General features: G+C 60.3%; 14 protein-coding genes. 8 read left to right on the top strand and 6 right to left on the bottom strand.

The window, feature by feature from the left end; translation table 11 throughout:
- Positions 1-21 precede the first annotated feature (21 nt).
- Complete coding sequence (locus tag JFN90_RS18075) at positions 22-1,434, top strand: HD-GYP domain-containing protein (protein WP_328755773.1); 1,413 nt, start codon at positions 22-24, stop codon at positions 1,432-1,434.
- Here the strand turns inward: JFN90_RS18075 and JFN90_RS18070 are convergent.
- A complete protein-coding gene (locus JFN90_RS18070) occupies positions 1,431-2,027 on the bottom strand; it encodes a hypothetical protein (protein WP_199396517.1) in 597 nt (198 codons plus the stop codon). The two genes, JFN90_RS18075 and JFN90_RS18070, sit on opposite strands and share 4 nt — an antisense overlap.
- A 419-nt stretch (positions 2,028-2,446) precedes the next feature.
- Here JFN90_RS18070 and JFN90_RS18065 point away from each other — a divergent pair, with 419 nt between their 5' ends.
- From JFN90_RS18065 to JFN90_RS18050, 4 genes are all read left to right on the top strand, one after another.
- Positions 2,447-4,498 (top strand): serine protein kinase PrkA, encoded by a 2,052-nt coding sequence (locus JFN90_RS18065; RefSeq protein WP_199396516.1) that lies wholly within the window; start codon positions 2,447-2,449, stop codon positions 4,496-4,498.
- Between the two features lie 109 nt (positions 4,499-4,607).
- Complete coding sequence (locus JFN90_RS18060; RefSeq protein ID WP_199396515.1) at positions 4,608-5,969, top strand: DUF444 family protein; 1,362 nt, start codon at positions 4,608-4,610, stop codon at positions 5,967-5,969.
- A gap of 33 nt (positions 5,970-6,002) precedes the next feature.
- Entirely contained in the window at positions 6,003-7,628 is a 1,626-nt protein-coding gene (locus tag JFN90_RS18055) for a SpoVR family protein (protein ID WP_199396514.1), read from the top strand.
- Positions 7,629-7,642: 14 nt separating this feature from the next.
- Positions 7,643-9,931, top strand: a complete 2,289-nt coding sequence (locus JFN90_RS18050) for a serine protein kinase PrkA (RefSeq protein WP_199396513.1) — start codon at positions 7,643-7,645, stop codon at positions 9,929-9,931.
- 127 nt (positions 9,932-10,058) lie between these two features.
- Here the strand turns inward: JFN90_RS18050 and JFN90_RS18045 are convergent, their stop codons facing one another.
- Entirely contained in the window at positions 10,059-11,243 is a 1,185-nt protein-coding gene (locus JFN90_RS18045) for a methyl-accepting chemotaxis protein (RefSeq protein WP_199396512.1), read from the bottom strand.
- A 269-nt stretch (positions 11,244-11,512) separates the two neighbouring features.
- Here JFN90_RS18045 and JFN90_RS18040 point away from each other — a divergent pair, with 269 nt between their 5' ends.
- On the top strand, positions 11,513-12,355 hold the full coding sequence (locus JFN90_RS18040) for an epoxyqueuosine reductase (protein WP_199396511.1): 843 nt from the start codon (positions 11,513-11,515) through the stop codon (positions 12,353-12,355).
- Positions 12,356-12,501: 146 nt separating this feature from the next.
- On the opposite strand, the gene sucD is transcribed toward JFN90_RS18040, so the two are convergent.
- From sucD to JFN90_RS18020, 4 genes are all read right to left on the bottom strand, one after another.
- Positions 12,502-13,401: a succinate--CoA ligase subunit alpha gene (gene sucD / locus JFN90_RS18035; RefSeq protein WP_199396510.1), complete on the bottom strand. Its 900-nt coding sequence runs from the start codon at positions 13,399-13,401 to the stop codon at positions 12,502-12,504.
- Positions 13,402-13,454: 53 nt separating this feature from the next.
- Positions 13,455-14,612, bottom strand: a complete 1,158-nt coding sequence (sucC, locus tag JFN90_RS18030; RefSeq protein ID WP_199396509.1) for an ADP-forming succinate--CoA ligase subunit beta — start codon at positions 14,610-14,612, stop codon at positions 13,455-13,457.
- A 228-nt stretch (positions 14,613-14,840) separates the two neighbouring features.
- The gene (locus JFN90_RS18025) at positions 14,841-15,161 is read right to left on the bottom strand and encodes a hypothetical protein (protein ID WP_199396508.1); all 321 of its coding nucleotides are present in this window, start codon (positions 15,159-15,161) and stop codon (positions 14,841-14,843) included.
- Positions 15,162-15,183: 22 nt separating this feature from the next.
- A complete protein-coding gene (locus JFN90_RS18020) occupies positions 15,184-15,672 on the bottom strand; it encodes a DUF4124 domain-containing protein (RefSeq protein WP_199396507.1) in 489 nt (162 codons plus the stop codon).
- A gap of 197 nt (positions 15,673-15,869) precedes the next feature.
- On the opposite strand from JFN90_RS18020, the gene msrB reads away from it, so the two are divergent.
- Together msrB and msrA are read left to right on the top strand one after the other, a co-directional pair.
- On the top strand, positions 15,870-16,385 hold the full coding sequence (msrB, locus tag JFN90_RS18015; protein ID WP_215906857.1) for a peptide-methionine (R)-S-oxide reductase MsrB: 516 nt from the start codon (positions 15,870-15,872) through the stop codon (positions 16,383-16,385).
- Positions 16,386-16,548: 163 nt separating this feature from the next.
- Positions 16,549-17,154 carry a peptide-methionine (S)-S-oxide reductase MsrA gene (gene msrA, locus JFN90_RS18010; RefSeq protein WP_199396506.1) on the top strand — a complete coding sequence of 202 codons (606 nt, stop codon included), beginning with the start codon at positions 16,549-16,551 and terminating at the stop codon, positions 17,152-17,154.
- The last annotated feature ends 41 nt before the right edge of the window (positions 17,155-17,195 follow it).

The raw sequence follows: 17,195 nt of genomic DNA, 5'->3' as shown, positions 1-17,195 counted from the left end.
CTTGATACGGTTCGGGAACCTGTGGCAGAAGATCTGGCGAGGCTGGGCAAGACCCTGGTGGCGCATTTCTTCGTCCTGCTCAAGAGCTCCGTTAATTACGGCGCCGGCCACGCCGCCGTCGTGCACCGGGTCGGCAACGTTCTCGAGGTACTGCGGGCCATTACCGGGCAGCATGAGGATGCTTCCCTGGTTCTCAAGGGTGGACATCTCTACCTGGGAGAGCTACGGCTCCGGCCTGACATCGCCAGTTTCGAGGGGCCGCGGTACATCATCGAGTTGATGCGGCGCCATCACCTGGGCAGTATCACCTTCGGGCCGGCCGTTACCAGCACCGACCTGCAGCGTTTCGTGTACCTGTTGCAGGAGCCGCAGGAGGACGAGGCGGATTGCTTCCAGAGGCTGGTGGATGCGGTGCAGCAACGGAGCATCGCCAACCTGGAGCTCGACCTGCTGCGTGATGACGAGGTGTTGACCATAACGCCGCAGCTTAAGCGGATGCGCTCGGCAGGGGACAAGGTGCGGCCGCTGTACCGCAAGCTCCTCTCAACCATGGACGAAGTGGCGGCCGAGGTGGCTTCGGGGCGGAGGCTGCGTCTGCGGGAGTCGAAGCGCGTGGTACAGCAGATCGTCGATCTCCTCTACACCCACGAGACTGACCTCTTGGGCCTCAGCACCATGCGTTCCCATGACAGTTCCTCGCAGCATCACGCCGCCAACGTCTGCATCCTCTCGCTTCTAGTGGGGAAAAGGCTGGGGATGAACAAGTTTCACCTCTGCGAGCTGGGGCTCGCCGCTCTCTTCCATGACATCGGTAACTGCGACATACCTGCGGAAATCCTGAACAAGGCGGGAGAACTCTCGGTAGAGGAGCGGGAGCTGATGGAAAAACACCCGCTGTTCGGGGTGAGGAAGGTGCTGAAGCTGAAGGGGCTCGACGATTTGACTGCCCGCATCATCACCGGCATCTTCGAGCACCACCTGATGGCGGATTTTTCAGGTTATCCGCGCCTGGGCTACAGGAAACTGGGGCTTTTGGGGAGGATCATCGGCATTGCCGACAGCTACGACGGCCTTACCTCCTCGCGCGTCAGCGGGCGCACAGCCTACCCCCCGCACAAGGCCCTCCGGGTCATGCTGTCGCAAAGCGGCAGGTCCTACGACCAGGCCCTGTTGAAGGTCTTCGTTGCGTGCGTCGGGATCCATCCGGTGGGGTCGTTGCTGCTTCTGGACGACAAGGACATCGCGGTAGTGGTGGGCAACAGCGAGGACCCGGCCCAGTGGGACAACCCCCTGGTGCGCGTCATCGCCGACCGGGAGGGGCGTGAAACGGAGGGGGGAGAGGTGATTGCGCTTGGCTCACCCGGCTCCCCCCAGATCATTACCGCTGTTTTGGATCCCTACCTTTACGACCTCGATGTGAGCCGGTACTTCTAGAAGTAGAGCACTCGGAGTTGCGGCGGAGTGGCGTTCGAATCGTCGATGGTGACGATGCCAAGCGGTGAGTTTACGAAGTCCTCCAGTAGTCTGATCTGGAAGTGGGAAAGCCTCTGGTTCTGTGCTTCGATGAGGAGGGCAGTTACATCAATGTCGACCCCGCCCGGGTCATTGACCTGCGCCGGGGTGATGGTGCGTACGGTTTGCGCCCTGGAGGGGATGGCCAGTATGGCCGAATCGAAGTCGCCAGCGATCAGGGGCGGGACGTAGGACACGAGTTCCACCAGTAACGGAAGGCTGGAGCCGGCAGGCGAGGTGCTCAGGTTTCTCACCACGACGTTGAGGGTGGCGGACTGGATCACACCGTTTCTCACCCCGCTGGTGAGTGGGAAATCCAGGAAGGCCCGGTACTCGTCGCCCGAAAGGTCAGGAGCTACCCCCGCCAGAAGTGTGGCTCCCGCACCGCCGCCCGGCATCGTTATCGTGAACGTGCTACCCTGCTTCAGGATGTCGCCGTCCGCAGTCTCATAGCTGTCGATGGTCGTGTCTATAAGGGGCCTGTCGTTCCCTCCGCCGCATCCCGCCATCGCCACAAGCATCGCCGCCAGTACCAGCCACAAAATTTTCCTCTTCATGTAGTCCTCCTTTTCGTCATCCCCATTAAAAACCTTCCCTGACCGGGACTAGCAAATGGTACCAGAGGATACCCGAATTTAAAGTATGGCGGCCGGGTCCTCCCGTAACCTCATTTCCTGGGGCGCCACCAGAATACCTCTTCCCTCGGTTGCAGAAATCAAAGCGGTGGGTACAATTCAATCTGCTAATTTTCTAATGTATTCGCCGCTGTTCACTGTTTAACGACCGGGCGACGCTCCCCGGACGAGTCACACGTCCCCAAGGGGCCTTTACAGTAAAGACTTTGCAAAAGTAAAGCGCCGGGGCGTATAATTTTTCTGGATATCAAAATCAATTAAAACGAAGACCGCAGCTTAATAACACGCGGAGGGAAACCATGACTGCCAAGAACGAAACGCTCCGTCAGCACCTGGCCGCCGTCAAGGCGGGAGAAAGGGTTTTTGAGAACGCCTTCCAGGGGATCATTCGGATGATCCTGGAGCCGGGTTTCGAGAAGGTCGTCGTCAATGGCAAAACGACCTATGACTTCAACATCTTCCGGACCGGTCGCAAACACACCATAGGCATGTACGACGAGATCAACAGCTTCGTCTCCTTCGTGAAGGACGCGGCCGAAGGTGGCTCCAGTAAGGAGATGGCGTTCGTGCTGGTGGGCGAGCCCGGCAACGGCAAGACCTTCTTCGTGGAGTTTCTCTGCGGCAAGTACCGGAATTTCCTGCAGGGGCGCAACCGCAAGTACAGCTTCCGCTTCCTGAACATGGAAGCGCTGGGCAACTACGGACGCATCCGCGAGATCGACTCGGAGACCTACGAGGACCCGATGATCCTGGCCATGAACCTCTTCGACGATCCCGAGGAGAGCCGCCACTTCATCGGTGAACAGGGGTTCTCCGACGCCGAAATAGAAACCCTGTACCGGAACTATCGCCCCCTGGGCGCGAGCACCGGCTACATCCTCAACGAAATCCGGCAGTACCACGACAACGACCTGGAGAAGGTCCTGGAGAGCATCGCCATCCTACCCGTACCCATGAGCGAGAGCCTCGGGACGCTCACCGGCAAGTATCCAGCCAAGGACAAGATCACCTCGTCCGCCGTGGACCTGCTGGGCGAGGAATCGATCCAGCGCCTGTTGCACCTGTCGGACACCAACAACCCGTACCGCTTCGACCTGCGCCGAGGCGCTCTGGCCCGCGTGGCGGGGGGTGGCATCCACTTCTCCGACGAGATCTTCAAGAACAAGAAGGACTTGGTGCAGGTGTACCTGGGCGTGATCCAGAACCGCGCCATCGAGATCGACGGCTACAAGTGGCCGATCGATTCCATGATCATCGCCACCAGCAACAACTCCGAGTTCAACCGTTTCCTGGCGGAGAAGGAGGAGGCGCCGATCGTCGACCGCTGCAGGATCTGCTATGTCTCGCACAACACCAACTACCGGATGCAGGAAGGGCTCACGGCCTACGCCATCGGCGGCGAATCGAAGACCACCCTGACCAAGGAAGTGCTGCACCAGGACCCGAATCTGAACTACGCCGCCTCCGTCGGCGTGGTACTCACCAGGCTGCCCAGATCGGAGAAGCTGACTCCGATCGAGACCATGAAGCTTGCCGCCGGCGAGGTGGCCGGTGAAAAGAGCATCAAGGCGCTGGCCGAGGTCATCGACACCCTCGGGCAGGAGCCGGATATCACCAAGCGCTTCGGGCAGCGCGGCCTGGGGCACAGGAGCCTCGGCCGCAGCATCCAGATCCTCAAGGAAAGCTCCGAGACCAACGAGGGGCGCTGCATGGTCGCCTACGATGTCTTCAGGAGCCTGGAACGGGTCGTGCTCGACTACGTGGTGGAACCCAACGAGCGCGCCAAATATCTGGAAGACCTGAAGACCGGCAAGAAGCTCTACCGCGAGCGGATCATGACCGAGATGTTCAATGCCTACATGGACGAGCCTTTCGCCATCAAGAAGGACGTGCAGAACTACGTCAACATGATCATCGGCATCGATGCCGAGAACCTCGGGCCGGATCGGATGTGGAAGTACAAAGATCCCCAGAGCGGCGAGCTGAAGGCGCTCAAGATCGACGAACGTTACGTGAAGAGCGTCGAGGAGCGCATCGGGCTTAAGACTGAGGAGCAGCGTGCCTCCTTCAGGACCTCGATCCGGAAGATCTACGGCCAGAAGATCTCGGTCGATCCGAGCTATGACTTCATGGACAACCTGGAGCTGGTCAAGGCGGTCACCGACGTGCGGCTGAAATCGGACATCGCCGGTGCCGGGAGCTTGATCGGAGCACTAGCCAACCGCACAAACGAGGAAAACCAGAAGCTCTACGACCGCATGATCGTGACCATGCTCGGGAAACTCGGCTACTGCCGCACCTGCGCCCAGAAGACCATCGAGTACTTCTGCACCCAGGAGGACGAGAGCTGATTGGAAGCGGGGCTAGGGGGTAGGGACTAGGGGCTGGCAGGGATAACTGGGCAACGTGGGTAGGTACCGATGGGAACCTGTCCACCGTAGCCTGATAAGGCGAAGGCGGATGAAAGATCCGGAAAAATACCTCGAACAGCTGAAGGCCAAGGGGCTCGAACCCGAGCGCGAGGCGCGTTTTCGGGAGGAACTCGCGGGTAGCCGCGAGATTTCCACTTCGAACCGCCGCGGCCCATTCCCGGACTTTTCCCGCAGCCTCTACGCCTGGCACGACCTGGCGGTGCTGCAGGCCCAGGAGCGTGTCCCCAACCCGTACCAACTCCACATGAAGGCTCTGGACGAGTTGTTGGAGCGGGACCGGCAGCGCGAGAAGGATGGCTTCCCCCGCAAGATCAGGGTGGGGAGACTGATCAAGCCGGGCAAGGGGGGCAAAGGGAAGATCGTGGTGGTTCCCTCCACTGAGGAGGAGAAGCTCATTCACGACCCGACCATCCGTCCTCCGGGTGAGGGAGGCTCCACCGGCGGCAGCGGCAAGGGCGAGGAAGGCGAGGTCATCGGCGAGCAGAAGGTGCGCGAGACCGGCGAGGAGCCGGGCCAGGGGCCGGGACAGGGCGACGGCGAAGCCCATGAGATGGGTGCTTCCGCCTATGAACTGGGACGCGTGCTGACCGAGCAGTTCCAGCTCCCCAACCTGAAGGAAAAAGGTAAAAAACGCTCCTTTACCCGCTACATTTACGACCTTACCGACCGTAACCGCGGCTCCGGCCAGGTGTTGGACAAGAAGGCGACGCTGCGGAAGATCGTGGAGACCAATATTTCCCTGGGGAACCTCCCCGATCCGGCGGACCTCGACCCGACCCGCTTCCTGATCTCGCCGCGGGACAAGGTGTACCGCATCTTCTCCCAGGAGAAGGATTACGAACCGCAGGCGATGGTCTTCTTCCTGCGCGACTATTCCGGCTCGATGGCGGGGAAGGTGACCGAACTGGTGGCGACCCAGCACGTCATGATCTACAGCTGGCTTTTGTACCAGTACGCGGGGCAGGTGGAATCCCGCTTCATCCTGCATGACACCGAGGCGAAGGAGGTGCCGGACTTCGACACCTACTACAACTCGCGGGTCGCGGGGGGAACCGAGGTGGCCAGCGCCTACAAGCTGGTGAACGAGATCGTCGAGAAGGAGAACCTCGCCGCCGACTACAACATATATGTATTCCACGGCACTGACGGCGACGACTGGGATACCGGTGGCGACAAGTCGATCCCCGAACTGGTCAGGATCCTCAGCTACGTGAGCCGCATGGGAGTCACCATCGCGGAACACGCGGGGACGCAGTGGACCGAGGTGGCGCGCTACCTGGAGAATTCCGGGCTCCTGCGCGACAAGCCCGACCTGTTGCGTATGGACATCATGCACGAGGACGCCGAGGAGGCCCGGGTCATCGAGGGGATCAAGAAGCTGATCTCGTAGTTCTTTATCTTAATCTGCTTTTTTGAGGCAGTTATGGAACTGATCAACCAACATACCAAGGCGATCATGGAAGGGTGCAAGGAGCGGGCGCGCGCCGCCGGGCTGACTTTCACCGACGAGAGCCTCGAATACATCGTCACCAACCGTGACCTGATCGAGCTCTCCCCGAAGGTCATGATCCCGACCCTTTACGATTACTGGGTCCACGACGTGGAGGTGCTGCGGGGCAAAGGGGAGTACGAACTCTACCCGCACAACCCCTACGAGACGGTCATCAACACCCGTCCCCCCATCTCGTTCTACAACGACAACAACCCCGACTGGCTCAACGTGATGATCTTCTACCACGTGCTGGGCCACATCGATTTCTTCCAGAACAACCTCTACTTCCGACACACCTGGGAATACGACTTCACCGGCCAGGCGCTCTCGGACAAGCGGGTGATCGCGAAGCTTCGGGCGGAGAAGGGGCGCTGGGTTGATTACATCCTTGAATTCGCCCGCTCCATCGACAACCTGGTCGGCTACCACGACGAACTCTCCCCCCTGTTCATGGCGCCGGAGGCTGCCACGTCCAGCCGGCTGGACTACTACTTCGACGTGTTCCTGCAGGTCGAGAAGAAGCTGCCGGTAGGGGAGTACCTGAAGGAGGTGGCGCGCTACAACGAAGCCATCGCCCAGAACAAGGAAGAGGGAGAGCGCATCTTCTTCGCCGAGGTGACCACCAAGTACCCGGAGATGGAGGCGCATTTCGGCAAGAGCCAGAACGTGAAGCGTGTGGAACGGCGCGACCTGATGAAGTTCCTCATCGAGAACTCGGAGTTCTTGGCGCGCGACGAAAACCAGTGGATGCGCTCGGTGCTCGAAGTGGTGCGCAAGACCTCCATCTTCTTCCAGCCCCAGATCCGCACCAAGATCATGAACGAAGGGTGGGCCAGCTACTGGCACGAGAAGCTCTTCCTGGTGGACGACCGCATCAAGGGGCACGAGGTCGACTTCGCCCGCGTCCATGCCGGCGTCACCTCCATGCCGCGGGTCGGCATGAACCCTTACGCGCTGGGCATGCGGCTCATGTACCAGTTGAAGGAGAACGGCGACAAGGGTAAGACCGGCTACGAGTTCAACCGGCTCTCGGACCGCGAGGAGAGGAAGCATTTCGACACCGCCGCCGGCAAGGGCGACGAGTACCTGTTCAAGATCAGGAGCAACTACTGCGACTACCTCTTCATCAAGGACTTCGTGGACCAGGAATTCACCGACCGCTACGACCTCTTCGTAACCGGCAAGCGGCTCGACCCGCAGCGCATGGTCTGGCAGTACTACGTCAAGAGCCGGGCCGCCAACGACTACCGGGACATGGTGCTCGCCTCACTGTACCATCCGCCGCACATCGAGATCGCACCCGAGCGCGGCGAGGAGGGGATGCTCTACCTGGTACACCATTTCGAGGGGAAACAGCTGGTGTCCGAATACATCGCCAACACCATGGTCGGCATCGAATACCTCTGGGGGGCGCCGGTGCAGCTGGAGACCAGCGAGGCGGTGATAGAACAGACCCGTGGCAGCTCCGGGCGTGAAGGGGTGGAAGAGCCGGAGATCACTTGGCAGCGGGTGGTCTACACCATGAAGGAAAAGGTTCTCAGCCGACAGATACTGTGACAGGCGGATAAGCTATGCCAGATCTAGAGACAGTCATAAAGCAGTTGAGCCGCACCATCGTGGACCACAAGAACGCCACCCACATGTCGTTCGAGGAGTTCATGCAGCTCGTCACCGAGCAGCCGGAACGGATGATGCGCAACATCTTCCAGCTCTTCCACGACATGGTGCGCAGTTATGTCACTGAGGGGAGCGACGAGTATGCCGAGGACCCGGAGTCGATCAACTTCGTCCCCTTCGATACCACCAAGCTCTTCGTGCAGAATTCCGACCGCCCCTTCTTCGCCGACCGCCTGTTCGCAAACCGTTTCATGAGCCACGTCGCGGACATGCAGAGCGGGGCGCGCCAGAACAAGATCTACATCTTCGAGGGCCCCCCCGGTTCGGGCAAGAGCACTTTCCTGAACAACGTGCTGATGAAGTTCGAGGAATACGCCGCCACCGACGAGGGGAGAACCTACGAGGTGGTCTGGCACTTGGACCGTCGCGTGCTCGGCAGCTTCAAGGAGCACCAGGTTGGCGCCTTCGTGGAAAAACTTTCCCACCTGCTCGACGAGTACGAGCTGGAGAGTCACGACCACATCGACACCAGGGCGTTGCTGCGCGGCGGCGACGTGGTCGAGGTGCCCTGCCCGTCACATGACAGCCCGCTCTTAATGATCGACAAGGCCCAGCGGCGCGCTTTCTTCGACGACGTGTTCCAGAACGATTCCTTCAAGTGGAAGCTCTTCACCGAGAAAGAGTACGATTGGGTCTTCCGCGACTCCCCCTGCACCATCTGCACCTCCATCTTCCAGGCGCTCTCGGCCCGGCTCGAGGACCCCACCGACATCTTCAAGATGATCAAGGTGCGTCCCTACCGTTTCAACCGCAGGCTCGGTGAAGGGATCACGGTGTTCAACCCGGGCGACAAGTCGATGAAGATGAACATCCTCACCAACGACATGCTGCAGCGGAAGATCGACCTGTTGCTGGGGGACAGCAACGAGGTGAAGTACCTCTTCTCCAACTTCGCCAAGACCAACAACGGCATCTATGCCCTCATGGACGTCAAGTCCCACAACGCCGAACGGCTCCTGGAGCTGCACAACATCATCAGCGAAGGGATCCACAAGGTCGAGGATATCGAGGAGAACGTTCGCAGCCTGTTCATCGCCCTCATGAACCCTGAGGACGAGCGGAGCATCGAAGGGGTGCAGTCCTTCTCGGACCGCATCGAGTTCATCAACATCCCCTACGTCATGGATCTCAACACCGAGGTGGAGATCTACCGCAACATCTTCGGCAAGCACATAGAATCGAGCTTCCTGCCGCGGGTGCTGCACAACTTCGCGCGGGTCATCATCTCCACCAGGATGAACGTGAAGTCGGATGCGCTCCTGGAGTGGATCGGGGATCCGGAGAAGTACCGGCTCTACTGCGACGAGAACCTGCAGATCCTGAAGATGGAGATCTACACCGGCCACATCCCGGATTGGCTCTCCGAAGAGGACCGAAAGCGGCTCAACGCCAAGCGGAGGAAAAAAATCATCGCCGAGAGCGAGCACGAAGGGGACCACGGCTTCTCGGGGCGCGAGTCCATCAAGATCTTCTCCGACTTCTACTCCGCCTACGTCAGGAAGGACAAGATGATCACCATGAACAACCTGTCCACCTTCTTTACTCGCTGGCACAAGGAGCTGAAGGAGTCGATCCCGGACGGATTCATGGAGTCCTTGGTGCACAACTACGACTACGTGGTGCTCCAGGAGGTGAAGGAGGCGCTCTACTACTACAATGAGGCCCAGATCGAGCGCGACATCCTGCACTACATGTTTGCCGTTAACTTCGAGCCGGGCGCGGTCGAGGTGTGCCGGTTCACGGGTGAGAAGCTGGAAATATCCGAGGAGTTTCTGGCGGGAATCGAGCGGCGCCTGCAGGGCGCCAAGGTGGAGGACGAGGCACGGTTGGCCTTCCGGCAGGAGACCCAGCGTGAGTACACCGGCAGGACCTTGACCCAGGAGATCATGGTAGAGGGGAAACGGGCGCAGGAAACCGCGCTGTTCCAGTCGCTGCATGACCGCTACGTGTTCAACCTCAAGGAGAAGGTGCTGGAGCCGTTCCTGGAAAACGCAAACTTCCGTCGCGCCATCAAGGATTTCGACACCGAAGCCTTCAAAACCTACGACAAGCGGATCAGGGACGACGTCACCTTCCTGATCAACAACCTGAGCTCAGAGAAGTTCAAGTACACCAAGCAGTGCGCCAAGGAAATCTGCGTTTACGTCATCGACAACGACCTCGCCCGCAAGTTCCACGTTTAAGGCAACGCGCCTTGTCCCAGATGGGCTCCTCCCCCCGGAGGGGGGAGGCTGGGAGGGGGGCTGCCATCATTTCCCCCCTCCCCCCCCCTCCCCCTCCGGGAGAGGGAGCTACAACACATCCGCTTCCTTACGCCGCCACCCTGAAACGACTCACCATGTCCTGCAGTGCCCGCGCTGAGTTGGCCAAGTCCTCGGCGGCGCGTGCGGATTCCTGAGCCCCCCCCGCGGTTTCCTGCACCACGCCGATGATCTGGCGCATACTTTCGGAAATGTTGGTCGTGGTTGCGGACTGCTGTTCCGCCGCAGTAGCGACCTGCGAGACGTACTCCAGAAGTGGAGTGATATGTTCCTTGATGGTTCCGATGGCACGGCTGGAATGCTGCACGTCGTCGGTGCCGCTCTTGACGCTGGTCGCGCTACGCTCCATCAGTGCCATCACGTTCTTCACATCCCCTTGCAACGATACGATGATCGACTGTACTTCGCGGGTGGACGAGGTGGTTCGCTCTGCGAGCCTTCTGACCTCGTCGGCGACCACCGCGAAGCCGCGCCCCTGTTCGCCGGCTCGCGCGGCCTCAATGGCGGCATTGAGCGCGAGGAGGTTGGTCTGGTCGGCGATGTCCTCGATGGCGACCACGATATTACCGATCTTGTCCGAGTTGGCACCGAGGGCCTTGACGGCGTCGACGGTCCCCGCCACCATCTGGTCGATCTCTCCCATGACCGAGGTCATGCGCGTGATGGTTTCTTCCCCCTTGCTGGTTGCGGTGTTGGTGCTTCCCGCGCGGTCCGCCATCTTTTGGCAGTTGAGCGCGATGTCGCTGCTGACGCCGGCCATCTCACCGACGGCGCTGGAGACGGAACTTGATTGCTGCGAGGCGTGTTCCGTCCCCTCCGCCATCCTGATTGAGGTGTTGCTCAGTTGACTGGAGGCGCTGGCCAGTTCGTCGGCGGTTTGCTGGATGCCTTGGATCATCCCGCGCATGGAAGCCTGTAGTTTCTGCAAGGCCTTGAGCATTTGGCTGATCTCGTTGCGGCGGTTGACCACGATCTCTTCGCTCAGGTCCCCCTGAGCCATGGTTTCCAGGTAGCACACAGTCCGCACCAGCGGCGTCCTGATGGACCAGATGTTGATTGCCCCGAAGATGCCGCCGAGGATTATGAAGAGGGTGAGTGAGCCGTACTTCACCAGTATGGAGTCGGCTTGGGCGGCAACAGCGGTGGCGATCAGGCATAAGCTGTAGCAAATGCACAGCAGGCTGAGCCTGAATTTAATGGTGAGGTTGAGGTAAACGTTCAAGATCTCCTTCATTTCCTTCTCCTTGCCGATGCTGCCGGGTCGTGCTGCCGCTGCCGAAAAGTGTCACTGGTGCAGGTCACTTATCGGGAGATGCTGTCTGTACTTGAGACGTGTTGTAAACAAAAGAAAGGTAGTTAGTGAAAAATAATGTAATCCCCGCTGCTGCCATGACGGCAACGGCCTTTATACTCCTTCCGTCAGGACAGGATAATAGGTGGCTGCCGTTGTAGATCGTGATAAGGTGTCTTGCCGTTTCTGTAACTCTCCAGGAGGTGCCAGGGATGAGAGAAACCCTTTGCCAGATGATTGAGCGGTTTGTGCGGGAGGAGCCCGGCAGCCATTTCCCGGAAGACGGTGGACCGTACTTTACAGAGCCGTTGATCGGCTTCGCGGCTGCCGACGATCCTTTGTTCACGCAGTACCAGACGGTAATCGGCCCCTTCCACCTCACACCGACCCAGTTCGCGCAGCGCGAAACCCCGCCCTGGCAGCCTGCCACCGTCATTTGCTGGGCTCTCCCCATCTCCGAACCGACCCGCCGCAGCAACCGCGCTGAGACGACCTATCCCTCCCGCGCCTGGGCGCAGACCAGGCAGCACGGGGAGGCGTTCAATGCCGCGCTGCGCCGCCAGGTGGTGCAGTTCCTGGTCGATGCCGGTTACCGCGCCCTGGCCCCGCAACTTCATCCAGCCTGGAGGGAATATCCGGAGAGCCCGGTCGGTATCGCATCTGCGTGGTCAGAGCGCCATGCGGCTTACGCCGCAGGTCTCGGCACCTTCAGCCTCAACGATGCCTTGATCACGCCGCGCGGCATTGCGCACCGGCTCGGCAGCGTCGTGACCGACCTCGCCATTGCGCCCACGGCGCGCCCGTGGAGCGATCACAGGTCCAACTGCCTGTGGTACCGGGAGGGGACCTGCGGGGCGTGCATCGGGCGCTGCCCGGTCGGCGCGCTGTCCAAGCAGGGCCATGACAAGGGTATCTGCCGCGGCTATGTTTATGGAGCGGTCCCCGAGGCTGTCGGAGAGCGGTATGCGGTCACTAGCACCGGTTGCGGCTTGTGCCAGACCAGGGTTCCCTGTGAAGACAGGATACCGGCGGGCAAGGTGGCATCGCCGGCTTAACAGCGGGATAGCCCTCACCCTGACCGTCTCCCGGCGGGAGAAGGGATTGGCGGCATGCGGCGATACGACAGGAAAAGGAAAGGGCACCTCCCGTTTGGGAGGTGCCCTTTTTTGCGCAGAACCAGCGCAGCAGCGGAAGATCGTGTTTAATCGCTCTTCTTTTTGCCGTTGTGCCTGGAGCCGATGGCGATCTGCATCGCCTCGCCCATCTTGGTCGGGCTGGAGGCGACGGTGACGCCGCACTCGGTCAGGGTGCGGATCTTGTCTTCGGCCTTCCCCTTGCCTCCGGTGATGATGGCGCCGGCATGCCCCATCCGCTTGCCGGGAGGGGCGGTGACCCCGGCGATAAATGCCGCCACCGGCTTTTTCATGTGCTCCTCGATCCAGTGGGCGGCGTCCTCCTCGGCGGATCCCCCGATCTCGCCGATCATGAACACCCCTTCCGTGCCGGGATCCTCGTTGAAGAGCTTAAGCACGTCAATGAAGTTCATGCCGATGATCGGGTCGCCCCCGATGCCGACGCAGGTGGACTGCCCGAGCCCCACATCGGTGAGCTGTTTGACCGCCTCGTAGGTGAGGGTGCCGGAGCGCGAGACCACGCCGATCTTGCCCGGCTTGTGGATGTGGCCGGGCATGATGCCGATCTTGCACTCGCCGGGCGTGATAACGCCCGGGCAGTTGGGGCCGACCAGCCGCATCTTGCTTTGTTTGAGCACCGCCTTCACCGGAACCATGTCGCGCACCGGAATACCCTCGGTGATGCAGACGGCGAGTTCGAGACCGGCGGCGGCCGATTCCAGGATGGCGTCGGCGGCTCCCGGCGGCGGCACGAAGATCATGGAGACGTTGGCGTTGGTGTACTTCACCGCCTCGGCCACCGTGTTGAAGACGGGTATCCCCTCGATGTGGATGCCCCCCTTGCCGGGCGTCACGCCGGCCACGATGTTGCTGCCGTACTCGCGGCACTGCTGGGTGTGAAACAGGCCGCTGCGGCCGGTGATCCCCTGGACCACTATCCTGGACGAATTGTTTATCAGTATGGACATATGACTGATCTCCTAGTGTGTGAATCTCCTCCCCTCGTGCGGGGAGGGGGGAGCTAGCCGAGCATCCCGACAATCTTAGAGGCCGCGTCTCCCAGGTTGTCGCTGCACTGGACGTTTAAGCCGCTCTCGGTGAGGAGCCGTTTTCCCTCCTCTACTTGGCTACCGTCCATGCGTACCACGATGGGGAGGGTGCAGTTCACCTCGCTGGCCGCCTCGATGATGCCGTGGGCGATCACGTCGCAGCGCATGATGCCGCCGAATATGTTGACGAAGATCCCCTTCACGTCCGCGTCCTGCAGGATGATCTTGAAGGCCTCGGCCACCTTCTCGCGGGTGGCTCCGCCACCGACATCCAGGAAGTTGGCTGGTTCGCCGCCGTACTCCTTGAGCACGTCGAGGGTGGCCATGGCGAGCCCGGCGCCGTTCACTAGGCAGCCGATGGAGCCGGAGAGCTTGATGTAGGCCAGGTCGTACTTCCCGGCGTTGATCTCCAGCGGGTCGAGCTGGGAGTAGTCCATCATGTCCGGGTATTCGCGGTGCCGGAAGATGGCGTTGTCGTCGAAGGTGATTTTGGCGTCCATGGCCATGAGCCACCCCGCCCGGGTCACCACCAGTGGGTTGATCTCGACCAGTGCGCAGTCTTTTTCCAGGCATACCCGGTACAGATTCTGGATCAGGTTGACGCAGTCCTCGCAGACGCTCCCGGACAGGCCGAGCTGCAGGGCGATCTGTCGCGCCTGGTACGATCTGAGCCCGAGGAACGGGTCGATGGTCAGGGTGTGGATCTTTTCCGGGGTCTTGGAGGCAACCTCCTCAATCTCCATGCCACCTTCGGCGGAGGCGATCAGGACGTAGCGCGAGGCGCTCCGGTCCAGGGTGATGGAGAGGTAGAATTCACGGGCGATCTCGACCGCCTCCTCCACCAGGATGCGCCGGACCCGGAGCCCCTCCGGCCCGGTCTGCGGGGTCACCAGGGTCTTGCCGAACAGTTCCTTGGCGTACTCCTGGGCCTGTTCGGGGTGGTGCACGAGCTTAACGCCGCCCGCCTTGCCGCGTCCCCCGGCGTAGATCTGCGCCTTGACCACGCAGCGCCCTCCCATCTCCTTGGCTGCCCGCTCCACCTGGTCCGCGGTAAGCGCAACGCGACCACGGGGGATGGGGATGCCGAACGAATTCAGTATCTCCTTGGCCTGATACTCATGAATGTTCATCCTGTTCTCCTATGGTGCAGCTTTGGATTTAACCTGATGCAGTCTGCTCTGAGAAGGTAAGTTGCCTGAATCGCGGGGATCTGTCGGAGCGACGAAAGACGCGCCCCGTAATCTTATCGGCACATCTGCACTGGAAATTCAAATTAAAGGTAAATACTATCACAATAAAAAAAAAGAGAAGCCCGGGCGGCTTCTCTTCTCATGTTGATTGTACCGATGCTGACGCCGCTACCTGGTTGGCAGCCTGCGGCGTACCTCGATCTTTTCCGCACCTTTGACGCATTGCAGTTCAACATCGGAAGTCGAGGTGAAGTTGCCGCCGGGGTTCTTGCGGGCGGCGCGGGCCTGGCGCTCCAGCGCGATCTTCTTACATTTTTCCAGCACTGCCTGGACGTCGTCACCGGTCACGTCGGCTACCTCGAAGCGGTGCTTACGCGCCACGATCCCTTCCCCCTGGGTGCTGACGATGTTGCCTCGGCAGATGAGTTCTTCTGCGCCGGCGCTGCCGGCCCATATAAGTAAAAGAGTTGTCACTACGGCAACTTTCAAGACAGCCTCCGTTTTGGTAGGGTCACTCCTCGCCCGTGCTGTTGCTGCGCCAGGCCTTTGCCCTGAGCTCCTTGCGGGAAAGCCTGCCGGCGGGCCGCGTCGAATTCTGTGCCGCGCGCGCGGGCTCTACCACCGGAGCCGCCGCAGGGGGGGCTGCTGCCGCTGGCGCGGTCGCTGCTCGCGGTGCGGCAAGCTGCACCGGCGCCTGCTGTTCCGGGGCCGCAGCGGGCTGTACCGCTGGATCCTGCGAAACCAGCAGCGGCTGAGTCATCGGCGTGGGTGCCGGGGGGCGCGCCGCAGTTACCGGTGTTGCCGGCTGTGCCGTGGCCAGCCCACCCAGTTTGCCGGTTGCCACATCGAGCACCCGGGCCTTTTTCAGAAAGCGTGTGGGAATCTCGTTCAGGCTGTTGGTGTAGAACCTGGTCCCGGTGCTGTCTTTCCAGGTATAGATCTCGGCGCGAGCCGCTGTTGCACTCATAAAAACCATCAAGGCTACCAGAAGACCCTTCATTTCCCCTCCCAAGCAATGCAGGCGACGTCACCTATTATTCAGGATAACCCTTCCAGCTTCAAGCCAAAAGGTGAAGATACTTTTCGGCAGGTGCGCCGGTATCTTAAGCAAGGGGCTGTCATGCAATATTCTGCGGCCTATGCTATCCTAAGGGCTGTGCGACAGCGGAAGTTTCAATAACAAAGGGAGATAGCGCCATGAAGTACGGAACATTGATTCTGGGCTTTTTGTTCTTTCTCGCGACGGCAGTAGGTATCGAAGCTGACGCCGCTTCCCGTATCAAGGTCTATTCAGCGGAAAAGGGGAGCTACATCATGTCTGACGAGGTAGTGAAGACGAATGCGGAATGGAAGAAGATACTTACCTCCGAGCAGTATCATGTCCTTCGCGAAAAGGGGACCGAGCGCGCCTTTACCGGCAAATACGCCACCACCCATGACCACGGCATCTACCGTTGCGCGGGGTGCGGGCTGGATCTTTTCAAGTCCGAGGACAAGTTCGAGTCGGGGACCGGGTGGCCGAGCTTTACCCAGCCGATAGCCAAGGAGAATGTGAAGACCGAGACGGATCGCAGCTTCTTCAGCACGCGGACCGAGGTACTGTGCCGGCGTTGCGGTGGGCATCTTGGGCACGTCTTCAATGACGGGCCCAAGCCGACCGGCTTGCGCTACTGCATGAATTCGGCAGCACTGCAGTTCGTGGCGACCAAGTAGGGTAAAGGACAAAATCCTGTATTTAACGCAAAGCCGCAAAGGCGCAAAGAACGGCAAAACGTGGATGTCGAAAGTCTTTTCTTTGTTCTTGGTTGAGCTTCTTTTGTTCCTTTGCGACTCCGCGTCTTTGCGTTAAATATCGGGGGTGGGGGGAGGCCTTTCAATGAAAGCACTTACTGTAGTAGCACTCGCCTCTATATTCATCCTCGCGGCGGCGGGATCCCTGCCGGCTGCGCAACTGCAGAAGGCCACCTTTGCCGGGGGCTGCTTCTGGTGCATGGAACACCCCTTCGACGAGCTGCCGGGGGTGGTGTCGGTGACGTCGGGCTATACCGGCGGCCACACGAAAAACCCGACCTATGAGCAGGTCTCCGCTGGCGGTACTGGCCACGCGGAATCGGTGCAGGTGCTCTACGACCCGGCCAAGATCAGTTACGATAAGCTGCTCGCCCGTTACTGGCACAACATCGACCCGACCGTGAAGGATCGCCAGTTCTGCGACGTCGGCCACCAGTACCGGAGCGCGATTTTCTATCACAACGAGGAGCAGCACCGCTTGGCCCTGCAGTCCAAGCAGGCACTCGAGAAGAGCAGGCAGTTGAAGGCGCCTATCCAGACCGAAATCGTCGCGGCGACCGAATTTTATCCGGCGGAAGAATATCACCAGCATTACTACAAGAAGAACCCGCTGCGGTATTCTTACTACCGCCTGAGCTGCGGCCGTGACGGTAGGCTGAAGGAGCTCTGGGGCGACCAAGCCGGACATTGAAAGGAAGCCCGTCAACGTAGAACTTAGAACGTAGAACATAG

The sequence above is a fragment of the Geomonas propionica genome (assembly GCF_016458235.1).
Taxonomy (GTDB): Bacteria; Desulfobacterota; Desulfuromonadia; order Geobacterales; family Geobacteraceae; genus Geomonas; species Geomonas propionica.
The sequence above is the reverse complement of the archived record's forward strand: the minus strand, read 5'-3'. Positions and strand labels throughout refer to the sequence as shown.